The organism is Pseudidiomarina halophila (assembly GCF_003987215.1).
Taxonomy (GTDB): domain Bacteria; phylum Pseudomonadota; class Gammaproteobacteria; order Enterobacterales; family Alteromonadaceae; genus Pseudidiomarina; species Pseudidiomarina halophila.
This window is the reverse complement of record NZ_PIPW01000001.1, coordinates 897,836-920,175: the sequence shown is the minus strand read 5'-3', so window position 1 is coordinate 920,175 and position 22,340 is coordinate 897,836. Positions and strand designations below refer to the sequence as shown.

The following is a 22,340-nucleotide window of genomic DNA, read 5'->3' as shown; positions in this document are numbered from 1 at the left end:
TGGGCCACTTGCAAGCCATCCAAATCGGGCAATAATTCGTATTCTGTACGAATTTCACTAAGATAGAAATGGTATGTTAATAAATAGTGATACTACAGAGGATGTTTTATGTCGTTAATGAAGCAGATAGGTGGTTTACTCGGTTGGTTGGCGTTGTCATTCATTGTTGCCGCTATTGGTGGCTGGGGCTCAGCCAATGCGCCGGTGTTTTATCGTGAACTGATGCTGCCCGAGTGGGCGCCGCCGGCGTGGTTATTTGGTCCGGTGTGGACCACGCTTTACACCATGATGGCCATTGCTGCCTGGCTGGTATGGCGTGAGTATGGCTTTAGCGGACTGGCGAAGCGGGCATTGCAGGTGAATTTGGTGCAGCTGGGCCTCAATATGCTGTGGAGTTGGCTGTTCTTTGCCTGGTATCTGGGCGCCGTCAGCTTTGTTGAAATCATTCTGCTGTGGTGCGCCATTGTCGCAACGATTGTTCTTTACTGGCGGCTCAACAGGGCAGCTGCGATTTTAATGTTGCCGTACCTGGTATGGGTGAGTTTCGCGATGTTTCTGAATTACAGCATCTGGCAGCTCAATCCTTACGTTTTGTAAAAACTGCAAAAAGCTCGTAAAGCAGCAGCAGGGTCAATCCCTCCTCGTTATAGTGAAGTTGAACTTCTGCACTATGCAGAGAAGTTCGAACTCTCCCGCGAGGATACCCCGTACAGAAGGATCTGTTCGGGGTTTTTTATGTCTGCAGGGTTTGTGGACATCAGGTACCACAGAACGTACGGGGAACGGCTTGCTCGGGCGTCGCCGGTTGCAGAAACTCTTCCGCATCGTCCTGTTCGACAAACGGCGTTTGCAACACCCGGTTAAGTTGATTGAACAACTTCAGGGAACCGTCTTCCATAGCTTGCTGAATTGCCGCTTCTACCAGATGATTACGCGGAATATAAGCTGGGTTGGTTTGTTTGAGTTGGTTTTGCGCATCAGTCATCGAACTGTGCTCAGCCTTTACCGCCCGCGTCCAGCGCTGATGCCAGTCCTGCCACGCTTGGGTATTTTCAAATAATTCGGCGAGCCGATTGCTGTCAGTATCAGCAAGAAAGCGAAAAGCCAGGGTGAAGTCGACCTGATGCTGCTGCATCAGGTCAAGATAATCCTGAGTGAGTGATTTCGCGTCAGCGGCTTCGGGTGTCAGACCAAGTTTTGCTGTCATACGTTGCCAGTAATACCCCTCATAGACCTGCTGGAAATTCTCGACGGCAGCAGTGGCTTTGGCGATAGCGCTCTCCGCATCATCGCGATCACTGGCAATTAGTGGCAACAGAGTTTCAGCGAAGCGGGCCAGATTCCAGGTGCCGATTGCAGGCTGGTTCTGATAAGCATAACGGCCACGGCGGTCAATAAAGCTAAACACAGTCGCCGGATCATAAGCCTCCATAAAAGCGCAGGGACCGTAATCGATGGTTTCACCGGACAAGGTCATGTTATCGGTATTCATCACCCCATGAATAAAGCCCAGACTCATCCATTGGGCAATAAGCGCAGCCTGTTTGTCGACCACCGCAGCGAGTAAAGCTAAATAGGGCGCATCAGTTTCGGCGCACTGGGGATAGTGCCGTTCAATCACGTAATCGGCGAACTTTTGCAGTAACTCCCGTTCTTTAAACGCCAGCACGTATTGTGCAGTGCCGACCCGCAGATGACTTGCCGCAACGCGGGTCAGAATCGCACCGGGCAGCGCCTCTTCGCGTTGTACCATTTCGCCCGTGGCGACTGCCGCCAGTGCGCGGGTGGTTGGTACCCCCAACTGGTGCATAGCTTCACTCACCAGGTATTCACGCAGCACCGGGCCAAGCGGCGAGCGGCCATCACCACCGCGTGAATAAGGGGTACGCCCCGAACCTTTGAGCTGAATATCGTAGCGCACGCCGTCAGTGCCGATAACTTCAGTGAGCAATACGGCGCGGCCGTCGCCTAGTTGTGGCACATAGTTAGCAAACTGATGGCCAGCGTAAGCAAGCGCGTGGGGTTGGGCCCAGTCCGGTGTGCGGTTGCCCGAAAAGATTTGCAGTCCATCGTCCGTGGCACGGTGGGCTGACGGAATTTCGAGCTGCTGAGCGAGGTCGTCATTAAATGCGATCCATTGCGGATCCATAACGGGTGTAGGCTCGACAGCAGCGGCCAGACGCGGGTCTAAACGCGGATAGCTTTGCTCGGTTTTCATTACATCTCCTTGCTAAAACGGACAGCCCGAAAGTATCAACTGAGCGTTGTTAGTTATCCTAACATTCTTTGCTGGTGAACGTTGACCCTGATACTCAGGATAGATGCTGTGTCGCCTGTAGCAAAGGGGAAAGCAATGGATGCTGATATTTCCGGGACAGGGTGACCGCATAAAAGTTTTCAAATGAGTTGGGTAGCTCGAAGCGCTTACTGAGCAGCCCGGATACGAGTTCATCCCGCACCACGACCGCCGGCATAACAGCTAATGCGCCACTGTCCCGGGCGAGCAGGCGCAGCATGGCCATGTCGTCGGCTTCGGCGACAATATCAGGAGCCAGCTCGTGCTGGGTGCAAAAAGATTCAAAAGCCGCGCGCAATGGCGAAGCATACGAGGGTACCACCCAGCGTTGTCCACGATAACTTTCATCCACCTGGGTGGGCAACTGAGCCAACGCCTGCGGGGCGATAACGCTTAGCGGTTGGCGGGCCAGTAACTGTGACTGCCAGGCAATTTCATCGTTACTTGGTAACTCATGGTTGGTCAGGATTACATCCAGCTGATGCTGGGCTAACAGCTCCTGCAATTCAGGTTGCGGGCGGGCAATCAGTTGAAAGTGCACATCGTTCTGTTGCATCAGGGGTTGGATAAAGGTATCGATAAAATTACGTGACATGCTCGATAGCACACCGATTCTCAGGCTCGGCAGGGCAAGGGTGCCTTGTTTCAATAACTGCTGAAGTTCTTCGCCACGCTGGAAAATATCTTCTGCGTAGTTGAGCACCGTCTGTCCCAGTTCGGTCAGCACCAGCGTGCGGCCTTCACGTGCGAATAATGGCTGGCCTATGCTGTGTTCGAGCTGATTGATCTGCGCAGATAATGCCGACTGAGAAACCGCTAGCTGCTGCGCGGTAGCGGTTAAATTGCCATGCTTGGCAACACGCCAGAAATAATACAGATGGTGATAATTTAAACGCGACACTGTCAGCTCCCTTGTCAAAACGTTCTCTAAAATAGAACGTATAAATAAAATATATGTATTTTTTAAATAGATCGCAATAGCGCACAATGCCGGCATATCAAAATAAGGCAGTGGAGGCATTATGCGCTGGCGCATTACCGCAAGCATTTTGGCAGTGTTGTCGCTGGGTTTTCTCAGTGTAAGTCTGGTAACAGGGATTGGTGGTGCAGCGCCATTTTATGCCTGGGGATTCGGATTAACCCCGCTAAGCGCAGGCTTTGCAGCAATGATCAGCTTCATCGGCTTTGTTGTGGTGCGATTTGCTGCCGTGCAAATGCGCGATGAACATGAGGGCAAGCGTTTCCATTGCTGGCTGACGGCAGTTCTGGCTGCCATTTTGTTCACTGCGGTGAGTGACCATTTTCTGCTGTTCTGGCTGGGCTGGGTCAGTGTGAGCCTGAGCCTCCACCGGCTGCTGCTGTTTTATCCTGAGCGGCCACGCGCACAACTTGCGGCGCACAAAAAGTTTATTTTTGCCCGGCTTGCAGAAACCTCCTTAGGGGCTGCCCTTTTTGGCTTGTGGTGGCAGTTCGACATCCTGCATATTTCCGAGTTAAGTGCTACGCCACTGGCTGACAGTGTCTCAGCTAGCCTCTTAGGTAGCGCCTCAGGTAGCGAATGGATTGCCATACTGCTGGTCATTGTGGCGTTATTAAAATGTGCGCAACTGCCGATGCATGGCTGGCTGCTGCAAGTGGTCGAGGCGCCTACTGCGGTTTCGGCCTTGTTGCATGCTGGCATTATTAATCTGGGCGGCTTTTTACTCCTGCAGTTTTCGCCATTACTTACCGATGCTCCGGTGGCGCGCTGGCTGCTGGCGGTGGTCGCCGGCATCAGTATGCTGGTCGCGGCCACCGTAACCATGACCCGCATCAGTGTGAAAGTGCGGCTCGCCTGGTCAACGGTTGCGCAAATGGCGTTAATGCTGGTGGAAATCAGCCTTGGTTATTACACCCTGGCGGCGCTGCATTTACTCGCGCACTCCTGCTACAAAGCTTACGCCTTCCTGACCTCAGGCTCGGCGGTTGAACAGCGCGAACGGCAGCGCTTCGTGCAACTTGGCCTGCCGCCGTTTGCCGCAGTCATTGGCGGTGTGCTAGCGGTGGTCGGCCTGGTAACAGGTTTTGTGATGAGCACCACACAATTTGACTATGTTGCCCCCTGGCTAGCGGTGAGTCTGGCCCTGGGGCTGTGGTTGTCGACCATGTTTGAGCGCTTCAGGTTGAGCGAGTTAGTGCGGGCAATCTGTGCAGCAGCGGTGTGGTTCGGTGTTTATCTGGTCGCAGTCTGGGCCCTCAGTCAACAGCTAAACTTCGCCGCGACGCCGTATTTATGGCAACTGGATGTCTGGATCTGCATGGTTTTGCTCGGTATCACAGGGGTTTATTTGTGGCTGTTGTACCGCCCGCAGTCGGCGCATAGCAGTCGGTTGTTCGTGGCCCTTAATGCGGGACTTTATCTCGATGAGTGGGCCACCCGGCTAACGCTCTCCATCTGGCCATTACGTACAACGAAATCACAAGGAGTCTCATCATGACGGGGATGACAGCTGCGCGTTTACAACAACCTGATCTTGTCGCGTTAGTGGCAGCGGCGACCGCTGAGGTGGCGCCGACCTGGCCATTGGATCGCAGCATTGCAGTCAATCCGTGGTGGCAACAGCGTGACCGTTCCGTTGAGGACGTCGCCGCAGAACAACAGGCATGGTTTGGCATCTCGATGCTGATGCCAGCGACGCCGGCAAGAGAAGATTACCCGGACTGGGCTGGCTCTGTGGCCGCCGTGCAGGATGTTAACCTGCGCCAAAACGGCGCCCGCGCCTTGCCCTGGCTAACTGAGATCAAACAGCAGATGAGCCAGTTCTGTGCGCTATGGGTGAGCTACCCGGAGCAAGTTGGCCAGGATCAGAACATCAGCGAGCGGATGTACAAGCAGTGGTTGAGTATCACCCGGCAGGATCGCGGGATTCAGTTGCTGCTAAACAACTCTAATGTGAAACGTCAGTTGCATGCATTGTCGACGGATTATCAGGAGCTCTATCAGCAAGCGCTGGAGTTGCCATTAAACGAAGCGCAATGGTCCGTTTACCTGCAGGTACTGCTGCATGATATTTATGGCTGGGCCAGTGTATTTGCTCAGCGCCGCTGGCAACGTGAGTTGCAACAGCAGCCACACTTCAATGATGAGCTGTCGCAGTTACTGACCATCCGGTTGGCCTGGGATCTGGTCTGCTGGCACAGTGTCAGCGCTGAAACCCGGCAACAATTTGAGCGCCAGTGGGCCAGTTACGAACAGGTTAAAGCTGAGGTGAAACAGCTGCAGGCGCCGATGTGGCAGCGACAGCAGCAGTCTGAGCTGCGTTATCAGCAACAGTTGGCCGCGCAATTGCAACGCGCCCCTGCAACCGGTTCGGCGCAGCCAGAGCTGCAGGCGGTACTCTGCATCGACGTGCGTTCAGAGCCGATGCGGCGAGCTCTGGAAGCGCAAGCGGACAGTATTCAGACGCTGGGTTTTGCTGGTTTCTTCGGTCTGCCCGTCGAGTATCAGATTAGCCCGGGCTACAGCAAGCCACAGTTGCCAGGCTTACTGGCACCGCAGTGGCAAGTGTGCCAGGCGGAAGACGCTGACAGCCAGCGCAAACAGATTGAAACCTGGCGCTCCGCCAGTTGGCACCGGGCGCACGAGAGCCCCGCCGGCGCCTATGGCTGGGTTGAAATGAGTGGCCTGACCAAGGCCTGGAAATTATTAAAACGCAGCCTTACCTACAAGCCGCAGCGGCGGGTGGCCAACTCAGCCATGAATCAACAAAGATGGCAAATCACCCGTGATGGTCAACCTGCCCAAGCTTCTGAATTGGCGCAACTTGCCGCGAATGCCCTGAATGGCATGGGTCTTACGGAGCAATTTGCAGCGCGTATTTTACTGGTCGGGCATAGCGCTTCGACGCGTAATAATCCGCATGCCGCGAGCCTCGAATGTGGCGCCTGTGGCGGACAATCGGGCTCAGCGAACGCACAAGTGCTGGCCCAGATCCTGAATCAACACGAGGTACGGGCGGTACTTAAGGAGCAGCATGGGATAGCCATTCCTGAGGCGACAGAGTTTCTGCCGGCGTTGCATGACACCACCCAGCAGCGGCTCAACCTCTTGACCGCAAGTGATGATGAACAACTGCGGGACTGGCTGGAGAACGCCAATACACAAGCCCAGCAGGAACAGGTTCAGCGTCTGCCTGCACGGCAAAAAAAGGGTAAGCAGGAGTCCTGTGCGGTGCAGTTGCAGAAGCGTGCCGGCAGCTGGGCAGAAGTGCGTCCCGAATGGGGCCTGGCACGAAATGCTGCAATTATCTTTGCACCGCGCACGGCGACCCGAAACTGTCATTTTGATGCGCGCGCTTTTCTGCATGATTACCACGCAGATCGGGATCCTGAGCAGAAGATTCTGACCCAGCTGATGACTGCGCCTATGGTGGTGGCCCACTGGATCAACATGCAGTACTACGCATCGACGGTAGCGCCACAACAGTTCGGTAGCGGTAATAAATTGCTGCATAACGTGGTGGCAGATGGGCTAGGGGTGTTTGAGGGCAATGGTGGCGATATTCGCATCGGCTTGTCGAAGCAATCGCTGCATGATGGGAGAAACTGGTATCACGAGCCGTTGCGACTCACCGTTGTTATCGCCGCAAGCCAGGCGGCGATTGATCGGGTTATCGCCGAACAACCCGTGGTACGGCAGCTGATTGAGAATGAATGGCTGTACCTGTGGCAGTGGCAGCCCGGGCAGCAACTGCAGCCGCAACAACGCAGTGCCGACGGCTGGCAAGCTGTAGCAAACACGCAACATGAAATGAATTCAAAAGAAGAGGCAAGAGCATGACGCTAGTACTTCAGGCGGATAACGAGACACATCTTCAGCATGCCGGTCGCCTGCTGACACTTGGCGGCATTGTCGCGGTGCCCACGGAAACCGTTTATGGTCTGGCGGCCGATGCAACGAACGCGGAGGCGATTCGCAAAGTTTACGCAGCGAAACAACGGCCGCAAGGGCATCCTGCCATCGTTCACGTCGGCAGCATCGAGCAGTTAACGGACTGGGCCAGCGATCTACCCGATTTCGCCTATCAACTGGCCGAGCATTTCTGGCCGGGTCCGCTGACGCTGTTGTTAAAACGCCATCCGCGGGTATCACCGCTGATTACCGGCGGGAGCCATAGCATTGCAGTCCGGCTTCCGGCACAGCCACAGTTGCAACAGTTGCTTAAACAACACCGGCTCGGCGTGATTGCGCCGTCGGCCAATATGCACCAACAGTTGAGCCCAACGACAAGTGCACATGTGCTGGAGCAACTGGAGGGCAAAATCGATGCGGTACTTGATGGTGGCCGCTGTCAGGTGGGTATTGAATCCACCATTCTCGATTTACGGGACCCCAAGAGCGGTATACAGATATTACGACCGGGTCCTGTTACCGCTAAGCAAATCAGTGAGTTGCTCGGACAGTCGGTGCAGACGCCGCCGGAACACGACGTTGCCGTAGCGGGTAATATGGCCAGACATTATCAGCCAAAGGCGAAACTGCGCTGGTTGTCTGACCCTGAGGCTGCTAAAGAGGGTGTACTTCTAGTGCGCAGCCGGCGCCACGACTGGGCCGGCGAGCAACAGGAACTGGGCGCCACACCAGCGCAGTACGCGCATGCGCTGTACTACGCTTTGCATGAGCTGGATCAGCAGCAGCAGGCGACCATCTGGCTGGAACCCCTGCCGGAAGGTGAAGAGTGGCAAGCCTTACGCAACCGTCTTGACCGCGCTACCGAGTAAGCTAACGGTTGCAGCATCGGCGTCGAGTTCAACCACATGACCCACTGGCAAAATATGATTGTCGCGGATGTGGCCGAACTGGGCGCCGGTGTAGGTCGGCACGCCGAGCGGTTTAAAGTAATGCTCGAAAATTTCATGCAGGGTGAAACTACCAAAGCCACCACCTGGATCGCATTCGGTGCAATGGCCGAACACAATACCAGCAACGTCATCGAGGTGGCCGGCAAGTTGTAACTGGGACAAGAAGCGGTCAATGCGATAGATATTTTCGCCAACGTCTTCGAGCATCAGGATCTTGCCGCGCAAGTCGGGGAAGTAGGGTGTTCCGCATAAGCTGGTCAATACCGTCAGGTTACCGCCTACCATAACGCCCTGCGCCTTGCCGCCATTTACCGTGGTGGTGCGATTGGTCATCATGGTCAGGGTTTCTTCTTTTTCTTTGTAGTTGCGCATGGTAGTCGCTTTACCTTCCATGAGCATATCTTTGAACTGCTGCGCCTGAAAATCAGCCCAGTAGGAGTAGCCGTTTGGACCATGAAACGAAACCATGCCGGTTTTTACATAGAGCGCATTCATTAACGAGGTGATATCACTGTAACCAAGTAAGACTTTGTTGTTCTGTTTAATCATGTCGTAGTCGAGCAACGGCAGAATGCGATTACAGCCCCAGCCGCCACGCACAGCGATGACGGCATCGACCTTGTCGTCCGCAAAAGCTTTATTGACGTCTTCGGCACGTTGCTGGTCCGTGCCGGAAAGGTAGCCATAGCGACCGAATACATGCTCGCCGAGTTGCACCTTAAAGCCTAACTGTTCAAAGGTTTCCTTGGCGATCAGCACATGATGACGGTCCTGTACCGCACTGGCAGGGGCAACCATACGCACTGTATCACCTGCTTTCAGCCGCTTCGGCAAGCGGCCGGCACCTAGCGCCGAAGAGCCCGCAGCGAAAGGCGAGGCAGCGAGTTTAGCAGGAGACATAAACTGCGTTGCGACCGCACCAGCGGCCAGAGTTTTTATGAACGATCTGCGATCCATAACAAGGTTACCTTTTATTAGTCTTAGATTTGGGCCTGTTTAACTTTTGCTGGTTGACGCAGTTCGACGTCAACGGCTACTCTCAATCCTAGTAATAATTTATTAGTAATTGAACCCTGAGAAGCAATAAATAATGAAAAAACTTATGTACCCCCTTATCGTTAGTGCCTTTATCGCTGCTACAGTAATGCCTGCAAGCGCGTTGGCCCATGACCCGAAAACTCATGATGAACATCAACATAATCATCATTATGACCCGGAGCTGGTGCCTGGATTAGATAAACAGCAGATTCGTTTCGCTGACATCGAGCCATTAATTGAGCAGGTAAAGCAAAACGACCTGTTTCGTATCGAGCAGGTGGGTAGCTCCTATCAGGGCCGGCCAATTTATCGCATCAGTGTCGGTGAAGGCGATACTGTGGTGTTCATGTGGTCACAGATGCATGGTGATGAATCGACTGCCACACCTGCGTTATTCGATCTGATGCAAAAAATTGAAACGGATCCCGAATGGCGGGCGAGCTGGGCCGATGACATCACCTTGCACATGATTCCTATGGTCAACCCAGACGGAGCAGAACTTGCGCAACGCTATAACGTGCAGGGTATCGATGTAAACCGTGACGCTATGGCACAACAGACGCCAGAAGGACGTATGTTAATGGCACAAGGCAGGGTATTGCAGCCGGATTTTGGCTTTAACCTGCATGACCAAAGTCGTTACTATGAAGTCGGCAACACAGGTAAAACCGCAACCATCTCGGTGCTGGCGCCCGCTTACAACCATGCTAAGGATATCAATGGCAGCCGTGGCCGTGCCATGCAGCTAATCGGCGATCTGGGTGCAGTAACGGATGCGATGATCCCCGGTCATGTCGGCCGCTATAACGACACCTTTGCGCCACGCGCGTTTGGCGATAATTTCTCGGCGATGGGCATCAGCACTATTCTGATTGAGTCAGGCGCATATCCGCAGGATCCAAACCGGCAGAAAGCCCGCGCAGTGAACGTCGCGATGTTGGTGCGGGCGCTCGACAGTATCGCCAGCGAAGCCTATGCAGACGTATCGCTGGAGCCATACCACAGCATCCCGATGAACAATTCGAATAGCTTTAAAGACGTGATCTTCGATGCAGTACAGGTGGTCGATGGCGAACATACCTACCGTATCGATATTGGTATCAATCGTAGTTCAGACGCACGACAGAACGGCTATATCCGCGAAGTTGGCGACTTGTCGGTGTTTCCCGCATTCGAGCGTCATGATGCCAAAGAGCTCACCTATAAAGCAGGCAAGGCCTATACCATTCCAGATGAAGGTCTGACTCTTTCACATCATGAGTACCTGAACCTGATGAAAGAAGGCTTCACCCACTTTAATGGTGACGCCAGAATTCTGAGCATCAGCACCCATCTACCGGTGTTGGTGAATCCGCGCTCGATCCCTGGATCACGCCCCCAACAACGGCAAAACGCTACTTTCTTGTTGCAACAACAGGATCAGGTTGCTATCGCCGTGTTGGCGGGGGTGGTCATCCAGTTTAATTAGTGACCTAAGGCGGTAACTATCGGTTGCCGCCTTTTTTCTTCTCGGTTTTCTTCTCTTCAGCTTGCTCGGTATCTTCTTCAGTGCCGTCGCCTGAAGTGTTTTGTTTTTTCAGCGTAATGTCACTGTACTTAGTGCGCCCCGGGCGCTTACGTTCTGTGCTTTCTGCACTGTCAGCACCGTCACCATAAGCATCCGCGTCAATGTCTTCCTGCTTTTCCAGGGTCACCTCACCGACCTTAATTCGGCCAGGATCTTGCTGGTAAATAGGTGCAGCCTCATCAGTAGCCTGAACCGGCGTAGGTGCCGTGTCTACTGTGGTTTCGGCCAAGCCGTCATCGTCTGAATCCTCATCAATGAAATCGGGTTCGACTTCCGGACGGACAAGGGATTCGGCAAGCTTGGGTGTTGCTTTATCGAGCTCTCGGGCCTGCGTCTTCGCATCGACCGCCTGATCAGCACCTTTAGTTTTGCTGGAATCCTGCTCCTGCGCCTGCGCGAAAACAGCGGTCGAGCTTAGCGCCAAGGTCAGGCTGGTAAAAATAGCTAAAATGCGGTTCATTTGATTGCCTCCATTGGCATAGTATTACCTTATAGGTTTAGTCGATGTTCAGAAATTAACCTAATCTTCGCAAAGCTAAAGCCGTGCAAAGCAACTTTATATTCTTACTCAGATAGCTATAGTGATAGTGACAAAGCAATTTTGCTACGTGAAATGAGGAGGAATCTCATGAAAATTAAACATGTATTTACCACACTGGCTTCGATTATGGCGTTAACCTTTGGTACTTTTGCCATGGCGACAACGCAGGTAACTCCCGCAGGTCAAGCCACCGAGGTTGCAACCCAGGATGGCGGCGACCACGTCAGTGATGCAGCCATTACAGCCAAAGTTCAAAGCGCACTGATGGCGCACGCAAGTGGCGCGCAAGTCACAGTGGAAACAAAAGGAGGGGTTGTCATCCTCAGTGGCGTAGTTCCCACCCATGACGACTACATCGAGTTTGGACGTATCGCTCGTGATACTGAAGGCGTAGTAGGAGTGGAAAATCAGTTGGAAGTAAGAGAGGAATAACAGCGTTTTCTGACGCTTTAGGTTTTTCTCAAGGCCCTGTGCAACAGCTGTTGCATGGGGCTTTTTATTATTAGCGCCGGTTGGGCTATGCTAAGTCAACTTTGGGAGAGAGCGTAATGAATGCAAACGACGTTTTAGAGTTTTGGTTCGACGAGCTGACACCTGACGATTGGTTCAGCAAAAATGATCAGCTGGATGCGACTATCACCGAGCGCTTCGGTGCCGTGCTGGAAGCTGCGGCAGCAGGAGAGTGCTGGCAGTGGCGCGAATCTGCACACGGACGGTTGGCTGAGATCATCGTACTCGATCAATTTTCACGCAATGTCTATCGCGACTCCCCGCGGGCATTTGCCCAGGATCCTATGTCATTAGCGCTCGCCCAGGAGGCCGTGCGATTAGGCGTTGATCAAAAGCTTGATGCAACCGAAAAAGCGTTTCTGTACATGCCCTACATGCATAGCGAATCTTTGGTGATTCATGAGCAAGCCATGCAACTCTTTAACCAGCCGGGCCTCGAGAACAACTATGACTTTGAAGTAAAGCACCGCGATATTCTTTTGCGGTTCGGCCGATATCCCCACAGAAACGCAATTCTAGGCCGAACCACCACCGCCGAAGAACACGCCTTCATGCAGCAACCAGGCTCCAGCTTTTAGCCTCTATCCATAATTCCGCCACCGCTTAGCGCCTGTGCTGCCGGCCGAGCGTCTCCGCTGCAGGCAGTTTAAATAGCGATGAATGTGTGCGTAGCCTTGTTTAAAAAGCCGAAAATAATGCCTTATAGCAGCTGCATACCTGTGGGGATAACAACCCTATGATTTAAGCTGTTGATTTGAAATGAGTATTAGATATCTCATTTCATTCGACGATGTGTATATAGGGTTAGCTCTCGGTATAGGATTAGCTCTCGATTTAGTTCTAGTTCCCGTTTGAGTTTTGTGCTCTGTTCTACTCTTAGTTCAGTGCTTAATTCCAGGCTCCGATCGCCGCTACGGTTGATGAGATTGTGGTTTTATGGAGACTCCGGAAGCTAGGATTGCTCACAGAATGTTACGTTTTTGTCATGCTCAGAAGCTACGGGTATAGGGTAGACTGAATTTATGGGAGATAACATGGAGGTTACTATGAATTTGGAGCAGCAAGGCGAAATGGAACAAACGACTAAGGTGGTGCGCGAGTTCGCGCGGCAACTTGGCTACTTGTTGCAACATGAACGTGCGGGCTATGGATTAGATCAAACGGAGCTTGCCACGCAATCGTCTAAGACAACAAAAATGGGAAGATTTCTATGCCTACTGGAACCCCGACTACTGAATCGCAGCTGAAGCTTTATGAAGCATTGATGTTGCTGGCGCTTTGCGAAGAGAAGGGCACCATGAATGCGGCTTATATCAATTATGGTGTGGCGGCTGCGATTCTGGCCGAACTGCTTTTGATGAAGCGTATTGAAGTTGACGCGGAAAATAAAGACAAAGTACGAGTGCTGGATGACACGCCAACGGGTGATCAGGTGTTTGACGAAGCTCTCCAGAAGATGGCCACTGCGAAACGTCGTGGCAAACTGAAAGACTGGGTGATGCGCGTAGGGGCAATCCCTAAGTTGAAGCATAAAGTTGCGCAGGCATTGGTGGCGGACGGTATCGTCGAGTTGGAAGAGAAGAAGGTGCTCTGGCTGTTTACCAAGCGGGTGTATCCGGAAGTGAATCCGGCGCCGGAACAACATCTGCGCAGTGAAATGCGTCGGTTGATTCTTGATCGGCCACTGGAAATTGATCCACGAATTGCGGTCATTGTTTCCTTAGCCAAAGGCGCTCGGTTATTGCCGCAGGTCTTCAGTAAAGAAGAGTTGAAGGCAAATAAGGAACGTATTGAACAAGTGGTAAACGGCGAGCTATTGGGTAAAACTGCGAAAGATGTCATCGCCGCGGTTGAGGTAGCCGTCATGATGGCCGCGATAATGCCGGCGATTATGGCAGCCAGCACCAGCGCAGCCACCAGCGCCTCGACCAGCTGCTAACAGTTCAAGTTTTGATGGAGAATAAATAAATGGATGTGACGGCGGTATTGATTGAGCAGGCGACTGGCTTGCTGCTGACTTATGGTGGCTATGTTGTCGCGTTCGCGGTACTGGCTGCCTTTTTCACCTCGGCTTGGTTTAAGGGAAAGTTGGGTGAATTTCTGGTTAACATGGCGGCGTATTTCCGTCTGGACCATGATACCTATCACCTGATTAAAGATGTGACCCTTTTGACGGACACCGGAACCACGCAGATCGATCATATTATTGTTTCGGTCTATGGCGTTTTCGTGGTGGAAACCAAGTATATGAAGGGGTGGATTTTCGGCGCAGAGAACCAGAAGACCTGGACCCAGAAAATTTATCGGCATACGACCAAGTTTCAGAATCCTCTGCATCAGAACTACAAGCACGTTAAAACGCTGCAGTCGCTGTTGGACCTGAGTGATGAGCAGATTCATTCTGTCGTAGTGTTTATCGGGGATAGTGTGTTTAAGACTGCTATGCCTGCTAATGTGGCCTACGGTGGTGCTTATATCTCCTACATCAAGAGTAAAACCTAACCGGTGCTGAGCAGCGATCAGGTGTTTCAGCTGAAGCAACAAATCGAGCAAGGACGCTTGGAGCGTTCGTTCAAGACGAACCGTGACCACGTGCGTCACGTGCGCGAAACGCTGAATGCCAAAGCCAGCGCTACAGGCAATATCACTTGCCCGAAATGCGGCGGTGCGATGGTGTTGCGGGAAAGTAAGCGTGGGGAAACCGCCGGGCAGCAATTCTGGGGCTGCGGCGCTTACCCGAAATGCCGCGGCATCGTGCAATTCTAAAACATTGTGCGCCGCTCGAGCAGTGTAGATTGCACCGAATAATCCAAACGTGCAATGTCTGCGCTTTCCTAAAAATTCCTCGCATTCAGTCACTCGCAACGGTGGCGATTTCACAGATGTCGTCTAGTCTTAAAGGAGGTAGGGATTATAAATGATCCCACTTTTGAATTGCTACTGGATACAGGAGGCGTTATGAAGCTGGAAGCCATCTTACAAGATCCGTCTAAAGCGTATGAGAACCCCGAGGACGTATTGAACGACAGCAATCTGACTCATGATCAGAAAAAGCAAGTTCTGGATCAATGGGAGTATGACGCTCTGGAGCTCCAGGTCGCTACGGAAGAGAATATGCCTGGTCCGGAACAGGATTATTTAGCGGATATTCTTGAGGCCAAGAAAAAGCTCAACGGCGACGACGAATAGGGTAAACATAGACACGGGCGCGTACGTACCCCGCGACGCGCCCTCGTTTGTATGGTCAGGCTCACGCCACTGTATGATCAGACTCACGCCACGCGAGCTGCAACGGCTTTACACAATCCCCAGAACGTTACGCCCCAGACTAGCAACGCGATATAGAAAAAGGCCGTGGGTAGTCCGTGCAGGAAGTTAAATTCCATGGCTTGCAGCATCACGTAGGTACAGGCGCTGTACATGCCAAGCGGGAACACTGCGCCCCAGTAGAGTGGGTCATAGGCAAACGGAAACTTGCGCACGACGTGGCGCCATATCCCTAAAATCAGCAGCATCGGAATCCACCAGGTTCCGGTGGCCCAGTAGAAGATGGTAAAGCCTTTGATAAAGGGCGTTAAGGTTAAGAGAAAGGGCGCCTCCGTCGAGTTAATGACCAGCAATGATCCGGCCAGCGTTGAGATCGCCATAGCGCCCATATTGATCCAGTAGGGCGGCGCCAGGTCGCTTGGTACGAACTGGAAAAACGTATAGCGGTAAAAAATCAGCGACATCATCCAGATGTAGAGCATCCCACTCCATAGCCACATCGATAGCGCTAAGAAGTTAAGCTCGAGTTTCCAGGGCTGGGCGGTGTTAGTGGCTAAAATGGCACTTAAAACTGCTACCGATTGCGTAGCGACGACCGCCAGCAGCCATGCTCCACTGATACCTTTATCAAGCGTGGGTTTGTCGCGGCGAATAGTCAGCGCTGTAAAAATTGTGTAGGTAAGTACAATCCACAGCAGTAATGCGATGATCCAGCTTACAAACGCCACCCAATAAGCGTCGAACAGAATGAAAGCCTGACTACCAACCAGTGCGGTGCCTGCGACACTGGTGAAAAAACCTGGCCCGCGGCTATGACTAGTCAAGTCATCGACAAAAACATGGGTAAATCGCGCGGCGCGGTAACTGTAAAGGAAACTAAGCGTGACCCAGCCAAGGCAGGAGATAGCGAACAGTGTATAGGCTATCCAGGGATACTGCTGCTGGTGCGCCGCGATGGCAATGATTCCGGTCGCCATCACAAAACCAAAATAGGCAGGCGACAACTGCTCAGTTTTATCCATTAACAATAGCACTCTCCTTTTCGATACCTTCAGGTTACCTACTTTAACCAGTTCAAAAGTTGATAACCATCATCATTTACCGGACAGCCGTTGCCAGAAAAATATTCTGCGCGCTTATGGGAAGCCTAATTTCAATGTAATACACTAGCTGTTATTACAATTGGCAATAAAGACTTGAGGTAAACATGGATTACGTTCTTTTGGCATTAGGCCTGGTCTTATTGATTTCCGGCGCTGACGGTCTGGTTCGCGGTGCTGCGCGCTTGGCGGCAAGCATTGGCATTCCGACCATTGTCATTGGTTTGACTGTTGTCGCATTTGGTACCAGCGCCCCCGAGCTGGCGGTAAGTATTAACTCGGCGATAGCTGGGAAAAGCGAGCTGGCCATGGCGAATGTGGTTGGCAGTAACATTTTTAACGTGCTGTTTATTCTGGGTCTGGCGGCTGTTATCACGCCTTTGGTCATATCACGGCAGCTGATCCGTCAGGATGTGCCCATCATGGTGCTGGTCAGTGCACTGGTATTCTATCTGGCCTCCGATGGCGTGCTTAGCTTCTTCGAATGTGCCTTGTTGGTAGCGCTCTTGGTAATTTACACCGCTTTCCTATTTGTCCAGGGGAGAAAGTCTGAAAACGCCAAATCGGATGCTCCGGGTGGTGATGAATTAGCAGAACTGACGCAGGGCAATCACCCGGCCTGGCAGAGTTTGTTGTGGTTGGTGGTTGGCCTTGCGCTGCTTATTGCCGGTGCGAGTTTGCTGGTCAACAGCGCGGTGAACATCGCGCGTACCTTCGGCGTGAGCGAGGCGGTGATAGGTTTGACTATTCTGGCGATCGGTACTTCGTTACCTGAAGTTGTCACCTCAATTGTTGCCAGTATTAAAGGTCAGCGCGACATCGCGGTAGGTAACGTGGTCGGTAGTAATACCTTTAACCTGCTGGCTGTGCTTGGTATTTCAGGTGTAGTAAGTTTTGATGGTTTGACAGCAAATACACAGCTGGTGCAGCAGGATTTACCCATCATGTTGGGTGTTGCTATCCTGACCTTGCCGTTGGTGATAACAGGTTCCACCTTAAGTCGCAGCGAAGGCGCGCTGTTTTTCGGCCTCTACGTTCTGTACACCGCATTGTTGGTCGGTGCGGCGAAAGGTGAGGCCTGGGTCAGTTCGCTGATGTCACTGACCTGGTATGTGATCCTGCCGGTCACAGTGGTGGTAGTGGTAACGTCAGTCATCAGAGACGTGGCGAGACGGCGCAAATTGTCATAAAAATAAACTACACTTAGGCCTACAACTCGTTCATCTTAAGCAAAGGAGTACATGGAATGAAAACGGCTTATACCGACCCTGAACTTGAGCAACTACTGGAACGTTTCAACAAGGCGTTATTTGAAACTGACCCAATGAACACCTGCTGTCAGGAAAATGACAATTACGATGAATACGAGCGCATCGCTGCGACCGCGGTGAACTATATGGTTAAAGGCGCCTCGGAACGCGACGCCATTGAAAAAGCCCTGGTCGACAGCTTTGATGATCTGGTCACTGAGGACAAGGTCGACCAGGTTTTCACTGCCAGCGTAATGAAAAACTAGCCGTCGAATTAACTCTCTGGGCGCAGGTCACCATGCAGGAACTTAACGACAAAGACGACTTTGCCGTAACGTTCAAACGACCACTTAATGCATGCCTGTAACGCAGCCATAACTTCATCGTAATCACCAAATACCTGAGTGCTCAGGCTATTGGTGATGATGTGCAACTCCTCGAACTTATTGAGCTCATCAATAAAACCTTTGATGGGCTCAATATAATTGTCAGCGAGGGGGTATTTACTGATGTCGATTGTCAGTTTCATTACGACTTTACTCCTTTTATAAGCGAACGAAATCAAATCCTGTGAAGGTCTCAGAAGATTTCAGAAGGTATTCTTCACTCGTTTTGAGATCAGCATGTAGGGAATCCATATCAGAGCATAGATAATTGCGCGGATTATATCGACAACTGTGGCTTGATCAATGGTAACGAGATCAGGCATTAGCTTAAGAACGATCCAGGCGTCAGCAATTAACAACAAAGGTGAAAACGCGCATAAGAAAATAAATACCCTTGGAAACCAGCGGTGTTTACTGAAAAACAGATACACCAGCCAAAGCGAAACAAGCAGCATGAATGCGTTAGCCAGCATCTCCACATTCAGTAATAGTTCCAGGTAAGGAACGTAGAATTTTGAGTTTGGGTTGGATGTGAGTTCATAGGCACCGTTAACATAGTCAACGAACATAGGAATGTACTCAACGCTCAAAAACAAAGGGCTCATAATCACGCCAAAGGCGACCAGATAGAGCCATCCGCCGATACCTTTTAATTGTTTTTGTTGCTGTGGTTGTTGTTCCTGCTCTTGCTCTTGTAGTTGTAATTGCGCAGCGTCGCTCACGGCTAAGTTCCTTTTAGTAGTTATTATTCTTGGTTAAATTTTTTGTGTTGAGTCGCGCTCTATCACCCGCGGTTCAAAGATCGCTTTCAGTTCTGTTGTTGTTTGTGAATAGACATTCTTGAGCACCCAGCGTGCTGCCATCTGGCCGATTTCAGCAATTGGGTAATCAATGGTCGTAAGCTTCGGGTAGGTGTAATGGGAGAAATTAACGTTATCGAAGCCAATGACTGAGAGTTGGTCAGGCAGTTCCAGTGGAATATCGTGAGCTGCGGTAATGGCACCTGAAGCCATTTCATCGTTGGCGCAAACCAATGCGCTAAAGCTGGCATCGGCAGCCAAAAAATGTTGTAGGGCACGCACACCGCCGGTTTCCTGGAAGTCACCTTCGAAGAACAACGCTTTGTTTTCACTAACGCCAAATTCAGCCAGTGCTTCCAGATGCCCGGCGTAGCGTTCTTTGGCGTCATTTTTCCACATTGGACCGGATACATAAGCGATTTCACGATGGCCAAGTTGCAGCATGTGGCGGGTGGCAAGATAGCCACCATGGCGGTTATCCAGGGTGATACAGCGCTCGGCAATGGCGCGCACGTAGCGGTTGATCAAAACAAAGGCACAGCCGCCGTCGGCCAGACCGCGCAGATAATTGTCGCTGACAGATTCAACGTGCAGAATTAGTGCATCGCAATTACGGCTGCGCAGGAATTCGATACTCTCGCGTTCCATTTCGGCGTCGCTATGACCAGCGGCAATAATGACGTGTTTACCGACGGCGCGGAATTCAGCTTCGATACGACTCAAGAGCTCGCCGTAAAACGGACCGCTCAGCTCTGATACCAGAATGCCGATACTGTTCGAGCGATTGCTGGCGAGAGATTGCGCAACTGAATTAGGCCGGTAGCCGAGCTCATTCATGGCGGCTTCGACTTTTACCCGGGTCGCTTCGCGTACCGGCGCGGTGTTATTGATAACACGCGATACTGTCGCCAGTGATACGCCGGCCAACCTGGACACTTCGTAAATTGTTGCCATCTCGTGCAGGACTCTTGTTAGCTTCTGTTTTTCTTAGGATTCGTTTGTTAGCTCTTGAGCAATTTTTATTACCCGCGCCTGATCAAGAGTGTACCTGCGCATTATCCAGGCAACAAGTAGTGAGGCGATGGCGGGCAACACGGTAAAGGCCACTAAAATGCCAAACTGGGTGTGTTCGGTCTGTATTTGATCGGCCTGATAGTTATAAAACGCCAGCCACCAGCCAGCAATGGCACCACCTAAGGCAATGCCAATCTTAATGAAGAACACCACCGAGGAATACACCAGGCCGGTGGCGCGAATGCCCGATTGCCGTTGCCCGAAATCGACCACATCGGCAATTTTCGCCCACAGCATGGGCGTTGCCATCTGCAGGAAGAAGCTCCAGAGAAAGTACAGAATAAAAGCCAGTACAAGCTGATCCGGATCTACCCAGAACGCCGCTACGGACATTACCGCGGCAATAATTTGCAGGGCTTTGTAGGCGATAACTTTATCGACTCTGCGGGTCAGTGGATTGGCCACCGCGCAACCGAGAATATTGCCAACCATGCCCAGAGAGATGAATGCGGTGATCAAATCTTCACGCAGCAAATAATATTTTACGTAATAAATCGCCAGGGTATTTTTAATGGCGATACCGATCAGCAGCACCACAGCGACAATAGCCAGGGTGCGCAAGGCATCGTTCTGCCAGAGGTTGCGCAATCCAGAGCCCAGTGTCAGGTGTTGTGTAGCAGGGGGATGAACCCGTTCTTTGGTGCCGGCGAAACACAGTAAAAACAACATTACACCAAATACACTCATGGCGCCGATAGTCAGTTGATAGCCAAGCGCACGATCGCCCTGACCGAAAAAGTCGACCAGGGGCAGGGTGAGCAGGGTGACAATGAGACCACCAAGCATGCCGAACACGAAGCGGTAGGATTGCACCGAGACCCGTTCTTCAGGATCCTTGGTCAGCACGCCACCCAGCGCCGAGTAAGGGATGTTAATGGCGGTGTAAGCCAGCATCAGCAAGGTATAGGTGACATAGGCATAGATAACTTTGCCGGTGTTGTTTAAATCAGGTGTGGTGAAGGCGAGAATACTGCAGACTGCAAAAGGAATCACCAGCCACAATAAATAAGGACGGAACTGGCCAAAGCGCGTCCGGGTTTTATCCGCCAGTAAGCCCATCATGGGATCGGTGACCGCATCAATCAGCCGTACCACCAAAAACATGGTGCCGACCGTCGCCGCTGAGATGCCAAAAATATCGGTGTAGAAAAACGCTAAAAACAGCATTACGGTCTGGAAAATAAGATTGCTGGCTGTATCGCCTAAACCGTACGCAACTTTTTCGCGGCGAGAAATCATAACGCCTCCACAGCTGGTAACTGTGATTTCCGTTGAAGCCAGAAGGCCTGTAAGGCCCGTGCACTGGACTTTAATATACGTTGTTGGGTGTCAAAGTCTACATAGACGATACCAAAGCGTTTACTGTAGCCTTCCGCCCATTCGAAGTTATCGAGCAAGCTCCAGGCAAAATAGCCGTTGATTGTCACTCCGGCCTCAATGCAATCGTGTACTGCCATCAAATGCTGCTGATAGTAAACAATACGGGCATCGTCACGCACGCTATTGTTAATTACCTGATCGGGAAACGCTGCGCCATTTTCAGTGATATAAATCGGTGGCAGGTTTGTGAAGCTGCGGTTCAGGTCGGTCAGTATCTCCGTCAATCCCTGTGGATAAATTTCCCATCCCATTTCTGTTAGTGGCGGTATTGTCGGTGGCACATCTGAGAACCAGTTGTTCTTTGCACGAAATACCGTACGGGTGTAATAGTTAACCCCGAGAAAATCCAGGGGTTGGGAAATAATCTCCATGTCTCCGGCGGCAACTGAGGGTTGATCTTCCTCCTGCAGTTGCTGCAGTAAATCCGGGTAACTTGCGCTTAACAGCGGCTGTAAATACCAGAGATTATGGTATTGATGTGCCTGCCAGGCGGCCTGACGGTCGGCTTTACTGTCGGAAGCTGGATGGCAGGGACTAAAATTCAGCACGATGCCATGTTGTGCCTGCGGCGCGTGCTTGCGTAGCACAGGCATTGCCAGACCGTGGGCGAGCAGCAGGTGATGTGCCGCCTGACGGCCTTCGCGGCGGTTTTTATGGCCTGGTGCGTGAATGCCTGCCTCGTAACTTAAATAAGCACTGCAAAAGGGTTCATTGATAGTGGCGTAACTGGCAACTTTATTGCCCAGCGCCTGGCCAATCACCTCGGCGTATTCAGCAAAACGGTACGCGGTTTCACGATTGAGCCAGCCCCCCTGATCTTCAAGGTACTGGGGCAGGTCCCAATGGTACAAAGTCACATGGGCCTGGATCCCATCAGCACGCAGCGCGTTAACCAAATCGATATAAAATTGCAGGCCCTGGCGATTCACTGAGCCGTCGGCGTTGATAACCCGTCCCCAGGCAATGGAAAAACGATAAGCGTCGACGCCGAGGTCGCGGATAATCTGCAGGTCTTCGCGCCAGTGCTTAATATGCTCACAGGCCACCAGGCCATCGGAGCCGTCTTTAATACGTCCGGGTTCGGCGCAAAAGGTATCCCAAATACAAGGTTCGCGTTGTGCCGCACCACCTTCAATCTGGAAGGAAGAGGTAGCAACACCGAACAGGAAGTCGCTGGATAACAGTCTGGAATGCTTCGGTAAGCTTATTTTTGTCATAAAAGTCGTGTTCTCAGTTGCCGAAGAGTTTCCGCCAAAGGATTGCGATTAAACTCAATTATGCTATAAATGA

General features: G+C 51.9%; 24 protein-coding genes. 14 read left to right on the top strand and 10 right to left on the bottom strand.

Features of this window, described 5'->3' with window-relative positions; all coding sequences use genetic code 11:
- The first annotated feature begins 108 nt into the window (after positions 1 to 108).
- Positions 109 to 597 carry a TspO/MBR family protein gene (locus CWI69_RS04370; RefSeq protein ID WP_126762219.1) on the top strand — a complete coding sequence of 163 codons (489 nt, stop codon included), beginning with the start codon at positions 109 to 111 and terminating at the stop codon, positions 595 to 597.
- 160 nt (positions 598 to 757) lie between these two features.
- Here the strand turns inward: CWI69_RS04370 and CWI69_RS04365 are convergent, their stop codons facing one another.
- Together CWI69_RS04365 and CWI69_RS04360 are read right to left on the bottom strand one after the other, a co-directional pair.
- Positions 758 to 2,218: a protein adenylyltransferase SelO gene (locus CWI69_RS04365; protein WP_126762217.1), complete on the bottom strand. Its 1,461-nt coding sequence runs from the start codon at positions 2,216 to 2,218 to the stop codon at positions 758 to 760.
- Between the two features lie 94 nt (positions 2,219 to 2,312).
- The gene (locus tag CWI69_RS04360) at positions 2,313 to 3,197 is read right to left on the bottom strand and encodes a LysR family transcriptional regulator (RefSeq protein WP_198678881.1); all 885 of its coding nucleotides are present in this window, start codon (positions 3,195 to 3,197) and stop codon (positions 2,313 to 2,315) included.
- Positions 3,198 to 3,318: 121 nt separating this feature from the next.
- On the opposite strand from CWI69_RS04360, the gene CWI69_RS04355 reads away from it, so the two are divergent.
- The 3 genes from CWI69_RS04355 to CWI69_RS04345 are packed head-to-tail and all read left to right on the top strand — an operon-like array spanning position 3,319 to position 8,056.
- Positions 3,319 to 4,773 carry an NADH-quinone oxidoreductase subunit L gene (locus tag CWI69_RS04355; RefSeq protein ID WP_126762216.1) on the top strand — a complete coding sequence of 485 codons (1,455 nt, stop codon included), beginning with the start codon at positions 3,319 to 3,321 and terminating at the stop codon, positions 4,771 to 4,773.
- Positions 4,770 to 7,115 (top strand): putative inorganic carbon transporter subunit DabA, encoded by a 2,346-nt coding sequence (locus CWI69_RS04350; RefSeq protein WP_126762215.1) that lies wholly within the window; start codon positions 4,770 to 4,772, stop codon positions 7,113 to 7,115. Before CWI69_RS04355 ends, CWI69_RS04350 begins: the two co-directional genes overlap by 4 nt.
- A complete protein-coding gene (locus tag CWI69_RS04345; RefSeq protein ID WP_126762214.1) occupies positions 7,112 to 8,056 on the top strand; it encodes an L-threonylcarbamoyladenylate synthase in 945 nt (314 codons plus the stop codon). The genes CWI69_RS04350 and CWI69_RS04345 overlap by 4 nt, the downstream gene beginning before the upstream one ends.
- Here the strand turns inward: CWI69_RS04345 and CWI69_RS04340 are convergent.
- Positions 8,024 to 9,094: a S66 peptidase family protein gene (locus tag CWI69_RS04340; RefSeq protein ID WP_126762213.1), complete on the bottom strand. Its 1,071-nt coding sequence runs from the start codon at positions 9,092 to 9,094 to the stop codon at positions 8,024 to 8,026. The two genes, CWI69_RS04345 and CWI69_RS04340, sit on opposite strands and share 33 nt — an antisense overlap.
- Positions 9,095 to 9,227: 133 nt before the next feature.
- On the opposite strand from CWI69_RS04340, the gene CWI69_RS04335 reads away from it, so the two are divergent.
- Positions 9,228 to 10,643 carry a M14 family zinc carboxypeptidase gene (locus CWI69_RS04335; protein ID WP_126762211.1) on the top strand — a complete coding sequence of 472 codons (1,416 nt, stop codon included), beginning with the start codon at positions 9,228 to 9,230 and terminating at the stop codon, positions 10,641 to 10,643.
- A gap of 16 nt (positions 10,644 to 10,659) precedes the next feature.
- Here the strand turns inward: CWI69_RS04335 and CWI69_RS04330 are convergent, their stop codons facing one another.
- Entirely contained in the window at positions 10,660 to 11,202 is a 543-nt protein-coding gene (locus tag CWI69_RS04330) for a hypothetical protein (protein ID WP_126762209.1), read from the bottom strand.
- 168 nt (positions 11,203 to 11,370) lie between these two features.
- Here CWI69_RS04330 and CWI69_RS04325 point away from each other — a divergent pair, with 168 nt between their 5' ends.
- The 7 genes from CWI69_RS04325 to CWI69_RS04305 all read left to right on the top strand — a co-directional run bounded on the left by CWI69_RS04325 (position 11,371) and on the right by CWI69_RS04305 (position 14,982).
- The gene (locus CWI69_RS04325; RefSeq protein ID WP_157984237.1) at positions 11,371 to 11,715 is read left to right on the top strand and encodes a BON domain-containing protein; all 345 of its coding nucleotides are present in this window, start codon (positions 11,371 to 11,373) and stop codon (positions 11,713 to 11,715) included.
- Positions 11,716 to 11,831: 116 nt separating this feature from the next.
- A complete protein-coding gene (locus CWI69_RS04320; protein ID WP_126762205.1) occupies positions 11,832 to 12,371 on the top strand; it encodes a DUF924 family protein in 540 nt (179 codons plus the stop codon).
- A gap of 468 nt (positions 12,372 to 12,839) precedes the next feature.
- Positions 12,840 to 13,040, top strand: a complete 201-nt coding sequence (locus CWI69_RS12270; protein WP_198678880.1) for a hypothetical protein — start codon at positions 12,840 to 12,842, stop codon at positions 13,038 to 13,040.
- Positions 13,004 to 13,732 carry a GOLPH3/VPS74 family protein gene (locus CWI69_RS04315; RefSeq protein ID WP_126762204.1) on the top strand — a complete coding sequence of 243 codons (729 nt, stop codon included), beginning with the start codon at positions 13,004 to 13,006 and terminating at the stop codon, positions 13,730 to 13,732. The genes CWI69_RS12270 and CWI69_RS04315 overlap by 37 nt, the downstream gene beginning before the upstream one ends.
- 29 nt (positions 13,733 to 13,761) lie before the next feature.
- Positions 13,762 to 14,295, top strand: coding sequence for a nuclease-related domain-containing protein (locus CWI69_RS04310; RefSeq protein ID WP_241971024.1), 534 nt, complete (start codon positions 13,762 to 13,764; stop codon positions 14,293 to 14,295).
- A gap of 21 nt (positions 14,296 to 14,316) precedes the next feature.
- Positions 14,317 to 14,559 (top strand): topoisomerase DNA-binding C4 zinc finger domain-containing protein, encoded by a 243-nt coding sequence (locus tag CWI69_RS12295; protein WP_241971023.1) that lies wholly within the window; start codon positions 14,317 to 14,319, stop codon positions 14,557 to 14,559.
- A 192-nt stretch (positions 14,560 to 14,751) separates the two neighbouring features.
- A complete protein-coding gene (locus tag CWI69_RS04305; protein WP_126762202.1) occupies positions 14,752 to 14,982 on the top strand; it encodes a hypothetical protein in 231 nt (76 codons plus the stop codon).
- 83 nt (positions 14,983 to 15,065) lie between these two features.
- Here the strand turns inward: CWI69_RS04305 and CWI69_RS04300 are convergent, their stop codons facing one another.
- Complete coding sequence (locus CWI69_RS04300) at positions 15,066 to 16,082, bottom strand: tellurite resistance/C4-dicarboxylate transporter family protein (protein ID WP_126762200.1); 1,017 nt, start codon at positions 16,080 to 16,082, stop codon at positions 15,066 to 15,068.
- A gap of 185 nt (positions 16,083 to 16,267) precedes the next feature.
- On the opposite strand from CWI69_RS04300, the gene CWI69_RS04295 reads away from it, so the two are divergent.
- Together CWI69_RS04295 and CWI69_RS04290 are read left to right on the top strand one after the other, a co-directional pair.
- Positions 16,268 to 17,350, top strand: a complete 1,083-nt coding sequence (locus CWI69_RS04295) for a calcium/sodium antiporter (RefSeq protein WP_126762198.1) — start codon at positions 16,268 to 16,270, stop codon at positions 17,348 to 17,350.
- A gap of 56 nt (positions 17,351 to 17,406) precedes the next feature.
- Positions 17,407 to 17,676 (top strand): hypothetical protein, encoded by a 270-nt coding sequence (locus CWI69_RS04290; RefSeq protein WP_126762196.1) that lies wholly within the window; start codon positions 17,407 to 17,409, stop codon positions 17,674 to 17,676.
- Positions 17,677 to 17,684: 8 nt separating this feature from the next.
- Here the strand turns inward: CWI69_RS04290 and CWI69_RS04285 are convergent, their stop codons facing one another.
- From CWI69_RS04285 to CWI69_RS04265, 5 genes are read right to left on the bottom strand one after another with little or no spacing between them, the layout of a single operon-like run.
- Positions 17,685 to 17,939, bottom strand: a complete 255-nt coding sequence (locus tag CWI69_RS04285; RefSeq protein ID WP_126762194.1) for a YkoF family thiamine/hydroxymethylpyrimidine-binding protein — start codon at positions 17,937 to 17,939, stop codon at positions 17,685 to 17,687.
- A gap of 60 nt (positions 17,940 to 17,999) precedes the next feature.
- Positions 18,000 to 18,518 carry a DUF2569 domain-containing protein gene (locus CWI69_RS04280; protein WP_126762192.1) on the bottom strand — a complete coding sequence of 173 codons (519 nt, stop codon included), beginning with the start codon at positions 18,516 to 18,518 and terminating at the stop codon, positions 18,000 to 18,002.
- Positions 18,519 to 18,551: 33 nt separating this feature from the next.
- A complete protein-coding gene (locus tag CWI69_RS04275; RefSeq protein WP_126762190.1) occupies positions 18,552 to 19,550 on the bottom strand; it encodes a LacI family DNA-binding transcriptional regulator in 999 nt (332 codons plus the stop codon).
- Between the two features lie 33 nt (positions 19,551 to 19,583).
- The gene (locus CWI69_RS04270; RefSeq protein ID WP_126762188.1) at positions 19,584 to 20,909 is read right to left on the bottom strand and encodes a glycoside-pentoside-hexuronide (GPH):cation symporter; all 1,326 of its coding nucleotides are present in this window, start codon (positions 20,907 to 20,909) and stop codon (positions 19,584 to 19,586) included.
- Positions 20,906 to 22,267, bottom strand: coding sequence for a GH1 family beta-glucosidase (locus CWI69_RS04265; protein WP_126762186.1), 1,362 nt, complete (start codon positions 22,265 to 22,267; stop codon positions 20,906 to 20,908). Before CWI69_RS04265 ends, CWI69_RS04270 begins: the two co-directional genes overlap by 4 nt.
- Positions 22,268 to 22,340 lie beyond the last annotated feature (73 nt).

Bases quoted from the DNA above. Each gene is read 5' to 3' on its own strand.
- CWI69_RS04305 (WP_126762202.1), top strand. From the start codon at position 14,752: ATGAAGCTGGAAGCCATCTTACAAGATCCGTCTAAAGCGTATGAGAAC.
- CWI69_RS04265 (WP_126762186.1), bottom strand. From the start codon at position 22,267: ATGACAAAAATAAGCTTACCGAAGCATTCCAGACTGTTATCCAGCGAC.
- CWI69_RS04285 (WP_126762194.1), bottom strand. From the start codon at position 17,939: ATGAAACTGACAATCGACATCAGTAAATACCCCCTCGCTGACAATTAT.
- CWI69_RS04315 (WP_126762204.1), top strand. From the start codon at position 13,004: ATGCCTACTGGAACCCCGACTACTGAATCGCAGCTGAAGCTTTATGAA.
- CWI69_RS04350 (WP_126762215.1), top strand. From the start codon at position 4,770: ATGACGGGGATGACAGCTGCGCGTTTACAACAACCTGATCTTGTCGCG.
- CWI69_RS04295 (WP_126762198.1), top strand. From the start codon at position 16,268: ATGGATTACGTTCTTTTGGCATTAGGCCTGGTCTTATTGATTTCCGGC.
- CWI69_RS04300 (WP_126762200.1), bottom strand. From the start codon at position 16,082: ATGGATAAAACTGAGCAGTTGTCGCCTGCCTATTTTGGTTTTGTGATG.
- CWI69_RS04325 (WP_157984237.1), top strand. From the start codon at position 11,371: ATGAAAATTAAACATGTATTTACCACACTGGCTTCGATTATGGCGTTA.
- CWI69_RS04320 (WP_126762205.1), top strand. From the start codon at position 11,832: ATGAATGCAAACGACGTTTTAGAGTTTTGGTTCGACGAGCTGACACCT.
- CWI69_RS04345 (WP_126762214.1), top strand. From the start codon at position 7,112: ATGACGCTAGTACTTCAGGCGGATAACGAGACACATCTTCAGCATGCC.
- CWI69_RS04340 (WP_126762213.1), bottom strand. From the start codon at position 9,094: ATGGATCGCAGATCGTTCATAAAAACTCTGGCCGCTGGTGCGGTCGCA.
- CWI69_RS04270 (WP_126762188.1), bottom strand. From the start codon at position 20,909: ATGATTTCTCGCCGCGAAAAAGTTGCGTACGGTTTAGGCGATACAGCC.
- CWI69_RS04365 (WP_126762217.1), bottom strand. From the start codon at position 2,218: ATGAAAACCGAGCAAAGCTATCCGCGTTTAGACCCGCGTCTGGCCGCT.
- CWI69_RS04310 (WP_241971024.1), top strand. From the start codon at position 13,762: ATGGATGTGACGGCGGTATTGATTGAGCAGGCGACTGGCTTGCTGCTG.
- CWI69_RS12270 (WP_198678880.1), top strand. From the start codon at position 12,840: ATGAATTTGGAGCAGCAAGGCGAAATGGAACAAACGACTAAGGTGGTG.
- CWI69_RS04335 (WP_126762211.1), top strand. From the start codon at position 9,228: ATGAAAAAACTTATGTACCCCCTTATCGTTAGTGCCTTTATCGCTGCT.
- CWI69_RS04290 (WP_126762196.1), top strand. From the start codon at position 17,407: ATGAAAACGGCTTATACCGACCCTGAACTTGAGCAACTACTGGAACGT.
- CWI69_RS04370 (WP_126762219.1), top strand. From the start codon at position 109: ATGTCGTTAATGAAGCAGATAGGTGGTTTACTCGGTTGGTTGGCGTTG.
- CWI69_RS04330 (WP_126762209.1), bottom strand. From the start codon at position 11,202: ATGAACCGCATTTTAGCTATTTTTACCAGCCTGACCTTGGCGCTAAGC.
- CWI69_RS04275 (WP_126762190.1), bottom strand. From the start codon at position 19,550: ATGGCAACAATTTACGAAGTGTCCAGGTTGGCCGGCGTATCACTGGCG.
- CWI69_RS04355 (WP_126762216.1), top strand. From the start codon at position 3,319: ATGCGCTGGCGCATTACCGCAAGCATTTTGGCAGTGTTGTCGCTGGGT.